This is a genomic window from Stenotrophomonas sp. STEN038 (genome assembly GCF_056759895.1).
The window spans coordinates 1-5,040 of the sequence record NZ_JBRRDW010000104.1 but is presented as its reverse complement, the minus strand read 5'-3'; the positions used below and the strand labels follow the sequence as shown (position 1 = coordinate 5,040).

The window sequence follows — 5,040 nt, the reverse complement described above, 5'->3', positions numbered from 1 at the left end:
CGGCAGGGGCTCTACCGGTAAGGCCCCTTGCCGAGCATGGCTCGGCACTACAAGGGTCTATCGGTAGGACCCCTTGCCGAGCATGGCTCGGCACTACAGTGGCCGCCGTTTTCCATCCCGCCCAATCCGGGTTTGATCGCCGTTTTCCCGGTTTCGTCGCAGGCCGCTTGCAGCTTGGCGGGCGGCGCCTATGCTCACCCCCAATCCCTACGGTGACTGCCCCATGTTCGCCAGCCTCTTTCTCGGTTTCCGCATACTCGCCGCCTGGGCGTTGACGATCCTCGTCGCCGCGTTCCTGTGGAGTGGCCTGTTCAGTGGCATGGATCAGTCACCGGGCTGGATCTTCGGCCTCGCCGCGATGGCGCTGATGATCTTCGCGCTGACCGCCGTGGTCGGTCATATCCGTCGTGTCACCCTGATCGCCGACCGGCTGGATTCGCAGAGTCTTGCCAATCGCCATCGCCGCCAGGTCGAGCTGCCATTGGATGCCCCTACCGCGTTCGCGCTGCTGGAGCAGGTGATCGGGCAGATGCCGCGCATCGAGCAGCTGGAGCGCTCGGTCGGCACGTTGCAGCTGCGCGCCACACAGCGCCGCGCCGATCCCTATGGCGAGCGTCCGCCATCACGCTGGAACCCGATGGCGCGGCTGGCGATCAAGCACAACCAGATCACCGCCCGCGTGATTCCGGGCGCCGACACCAGCAGTGTCACCCTGTTCTTCGAGCCCGATGCCGGTGCCTGGGTGGACCTGTTGCTGCTCGATGAAGGCAGCAACTACGAGAACGCCGAGGCTGTCACCCATGCGCTCAGCGGCAAGGTCGCCCAGCAGCGCCGCGAAGAGCGCGAGCACGCAGCACGTACCGAGGCCGAGAAGGAGCTCAGCGTCGCCCGCCTCAACCTGTTGCATGCACAGGTTGAGCCGCACTTCCTCTACAACACGCTGGCCAACGCACAGGTGCTGACCCGCAGCGATCCCGCCCGCGCCGAGCAGATGCTGGGGCACTTGATCCAATACCTGCGCAGCTCCCTGCCAGGCATCGACCAGTCGGTGTCCACGCTGGGACAGGAACTGGAACGGGTGCAGGCCTATCTGGAAATCCTGCAGATCCGCATGGGCTCGCGGCTGACGTTGCAGATCGATGTGCCTGAACACCTGCACGGCGTCAGCCTGCCGTCGATGTCGCTGCAGACCCTGGTCGAGAACGCGATCAAGCATGGCCTGGAGCCCAAGAGCGGCGGTGGCACGGTGTGGATACTGGCGCGCGAGCTGGACGGTCAGCTGACGATCACCGTCGCCGACGACGGCCAGGGCATCAGCACCGACAACAGCGGCACCGGCATCGGCCTGAAGAACCTGCGTGAACGCCTGCGCCTGAGCTGTGGCGAACAAGCCACGCTTGCACTGGTTTCCAACTTCCCCAGCGGCATGGCCGCGACCATCAGCCTGCCCAAGCGTGTTGCATCACCGCCGCCCATGGCTGCTGTCGCACCGACGGCAGTGCCGGCAAACAACGCACCGATGCAGACAACAGTGAACATCCCGGAGTTGCCCCGTGCATCTTGAAGCACTCATCGCCGAAGACGAGCCGCTGCTGCGTCAGGCGCTGGTCGCCCAGCTGCAGCGCCTGTGGCCAGAGCTCGATATCGTCGCCGAGTGCGAAGACGGTGCCGCCGCATTGGAAGCACTGGAAACGCACAAGCCCGATCTGGCCTTCCTCGACATCCGCATGCCTGGCATCACCGGGCTTGATGTAGCTCGCGCGCTGCAACAGCTGAGCCCGCAGACCGAAGTGGTGTTCGTTACCGCCTACGACCAGTACGCGATCAGCGCGTTCGAGCAGGGCGCGGTGGACTACCTGCTCAAGCCGGTCAGCGATGAGCGCCTGCTGGCAACCCGCCAGCGCGTGTTGGCGCGCAGGCAGAGCGGCAATGCGGACCCGGGGGTACTGGAGCGGCTGCTGCAGCAACTGGCAAGGCAGCCTGCCGCGGCGCTGGCCGCACCACCGCTGGCCTGGATCACCGCCAGCAACGGTCGCGAGACCCGCCTGGTGATGCTGGACGAAGTGCTGTATTTCCGCGCCGACAGCAAATACACCGTGGTGGTCACCGCCGAGGAAGAACTGCTGCTGCGCAGCTCGCTGCGCGAACTCACGGCCGCCCTGGATGCCAACAGCTTCCGCCAGATCCACCGCGCCACCATCGTCAACATGAAGGCGGTGGCGGCGGTGAGCCGCGATGACAGCGGCCGCGGCGTATTACGGCTGAAACAGCGCAGTGAAACGCTGGTGGTCAGCCAACCCTTCATGAGCCTGTTCCGCGGCATGTGATGCCGCCCCCGCTTGCCGGAGTATTGCCATGCATTACCTGACAGTTTTGATCGGCAGCCTGCTGTCGATGCTGGGCATCCATGAAACCCCAGGGCAGACCTCGGTCACCCGCATCAGCGGTGAACATAGCCTGCTCAGCCGCACCACCGTGGCCAACGGCGTCAGCCGCTTCCAGTGCCTGCAGAGTGATACGGGTCGCTGCAATTATCTGTTGTACCGCGAGCACTGCAGTGGTGCTGGCGATGCCCAGCTGTGCCGTCGCGAAAGCCTGGGCGATTTTGTTGTCGTGGTCGGCGCCACCCGCCAGTTGAGCGGCTTGCCCAGCGGATATTCCCAGCAGGTAACCCTGCAGAAATAAAATCGCCGCGACGAGCGCGGCGATGGGTTTCAGGGAGTGCGACTGGCTCAGAACGCAGGCTGTAGTCGCAAGCCGTCGTCACCGATGTGATTGAGCTTGCCGACCAGTTCCGAATGCTGCCGCATGCGTCCAAGTTCACGCATGATGCGCACGTCTTCGTGACGCAGCTCGCGGCTGCTGGTGACGGCCTGCTTGTAGTCCAGTACTTCCGGATAGTGCTCGGCCATTTCCAGGGCTTCGGCCACTTCATCCACGCTGTCCGCATCGGAGCTGATACGGGCGCGGCTGTTGAAGGCCTTCATCCAGCGCTCGAAGCCAGCGGTGTGGTCGAACATGTTGGCCATGAACCAGATCACGAACAGGATCGATACCCAGGAGCCGAGCACGATCACGATGCGGGTGAAGGTGATATGGAAGTCATCGCGCCACAGGTAATTGGTGATCAGGCCCAGGATCAGCAGTGACGACGCCTGCCACAGCACGATCGAGGCCATCAGCCATTGGCACTTGGCCTTGGCCAGCACCGACACTTCCTCACGTATCTGCTGATCACTCAGGTTCTTCCAATGATCGACCTGTTTCTCGAACGGGCTGTTGTACAGCTCGTTGTCTTGCAGCAGCAATCCCAAACCTTTGAACAGTGCGATCATGTTGAGCTCCTTGCAGATACTTGCTGGAACGAGCGACGGATGCAGGTTGGTGCGGTCAGGCAGGCTCAGTTCTAGCACTTTCGTCGCACTTGGCAATGGGGGCGGTGCGAAGAACCGGCCGGCGGTGTTTAACGTGAGACCATGACAGCGCGGAATTTTTGCGGTGCGTCATCGTCCAAGCCGAAGGACGTTTCAGTTTTTGTCGAATTCTTTGCTGCATTCGCACATTGACTGTCCGGCGCCGGGGCCGGGCCTTGACGGCGGCTGTACGGAAGCCGGATCGGCCGCTCAGGCAAGCCAGCTGCGCAGCTGGACCGGTACGATAGGCGCCATGTCATCCCTGTTCAGCCCCGTCTCTGCCGCCGCCACCGCCCATATCCGTCGCTGGGTGCTGGATGCCTTTCCACGTAACCAGAACGGCGTTGAATACGACACGCCGCTGGGCGATCCGGGCTGGTTCGGGCCGGGCAGCGTCACCTGGCGTATCCATTCCGAGTTCCCCGGCATGTTGGCCGGTGGTTTGTGCGCGTTGATGCTGCAGTTGCTGCACCCGCGCGCGTTGGCCGGCGTGTACGACCACTCCAATTTCCGCGAGGATCTGGTTGGGCGGCTGCGCCGCACCACCAGTTTTGTCGCCGGTACCAGTTATGCACCGGCGGCCGAGGCCGACAAGCTGATCGCCAAAGTCCGGCGCATTCATGCGCAGGTGGTGGGCACGTTGCCCGATGGCCGTACCTATGCCGCCGACGATCCGCAGTTGCTGACCTGGGTGCATGTCACCGAAGCGTATGGATTTCTGGAAGGTTGCCGGCGCTATTGCCGCGAAGTTCCAGCCGCCATTGCTGATCGCTATTACGACGAATACCGGCGCGTGGCCGAGGCCTTGGGCGCGCGCGATGTGCCGTCCAGCGAAGCGCAGGTGCGCGATTACTTCCAGGCGCAGCAATCGCAGCTGAGCATGGATGAGCGCTCGCGTGAGGTATTGGACGTGCTCAGTGAAGTGCGCTTGCCGGTACCGCTGCCGGGCGTGTCGCGCGATGTGTTTCTGGCAGCGGGCGCGGCCTTGTTGCCGGAGTGGGCGGTGCAGCTGCTCGGTCGCAGTCGTGGCCAGCAGTTGCAATCGGTGGTGGCAGCGCGGGTGCTGCGCAGCGTGGCGCCGCTGTTCCGGATTGCTTTGAACGATGGTATTTCCACCCGCGCCTGCAAGCGGGTAGGGCAGGAGCCGGCGGCGCTCTCGGCCTGGCCCGATTTGACGTAGTGCCGAGCCATGCTCGGCAGGGGCTTTACCAGCGAAAAGCTGCCCTCACCCCAACCCCCGCTCCGCGCCCCGGCCCTTGCGCTGGCGCAAGGGCGTTCGATGGGCAGCGAACCTGTGGTTCGCACCCTGCCCCTCTCACCCCGCAGGCGGGAGAGGGGCTAAAGCGGTAGTGCCGAGCCATGCTCGGCAGGGGCTTTACCAGCGAAAAGCTGCCCTCACCCCAACCCCCGCTCCGCGCCCCGGCCCTTGCGCTGGCGCAAGGGCGTTCGATGGGCAGCGAACCTGTGGTTCGCACCCTGCCCCTCTCACCCCGCAGGCGGGAGAGGGGCTAAAGCGGTAGTGCCGAGCCATGCTCGGCAGGGGCTTTACCAGCGAAAAGCTGCCCTCACCCCAACCCCCGCTCCGCGCCCCGGCCCTTGCGCTGGCGCAAGGGCGTTCGATGGGCAG

Annotated in this window: 5 protein-coding genes; 4 read left to right on the top strand and 1 reads right to left on the bottom strand. The window is 64.3% G+C overall.

Translation table 11 applies throughout. The features are described from left to right. Nucleotides 1-223: 223 nt before the first annotated feature. The 3 genes from ACVOLS_RS21275 to ACVOLS_RS21265 are packed head-to-tail and all read left to right on the top strand — an operon-like array spanning nt 224 to nt 2,685. Nucleotides 224-1,564 carry a histidine kinase gene (locus ACVOLS_RS21275; RefSeq protein WP_481547277.1) on the top strand — a complete coding sequence of 447 codons (1,341 nt, stop codon included), beginning with the start codon at nt 224-226 and terminating at the stop codon, nt 1,562-1,564. Further along, a complete protein-coding gene (locus ACVOLS_RS21270; RefSeq protein WP_481547276.1) occupies nt 1,554-2,327 on the top strand; it encodes a LytR/AlgR family response regulator transcription factor in 774 nt (257 codons plus the stop codon). The genes ACVOLS_RS21275 and ACVOLS_RS21270 overlap by 11 nt, the downstream gene beginning before the upstream one ends. Before the next feature lie 28 nt (nt 2,328-2,355). After that, entirely contained in the window at nt 2,356-2,685 is a 330-nt protein-coding gene (locus ACVOLS_RS21265; RefSeq protein WP_481547275.1) for a hypothetical protein, read from the top strand. Between the two features lie 47 nt (nt 2,686-2,732). Here the strand turns inward: ACVOLS_RS21265 and ACVOLS_RS21260 are convergent, their stop codons facing one another. Then, nucleotides 2,733-3,335 carry a hypothetical protein gene (locus ACVOLS_RS21260; protein ID WP_481547274.1) on the bottom strand — a complete coding sequence of 201 codons (603 nt, stop codon included), beginning with the start codon at nt 3,333-3,335 and terminating at the stop codon, nt 2,733-2,735. 331 nt (nt 3,336-3,666) lie between these two features. Here ACVOLS_RS21260 and ACVOLS_RS21255 point away from each other — a divergent pair, with 331 nt between their 5' ends. Beyond that, nucleotides 3,667-4,593, top strand: a complete 927-nt coding sequence (locus ACVOLS_RS21255; RefSeq protein WP_481547273.1) for an oxygenase MpaB family protein — start codon at nt 3,667-3,669, stop codon at nt 4,591-4,593. Nucleotides 4,594-5,040 lie beyond the last annotated feature (447 nt).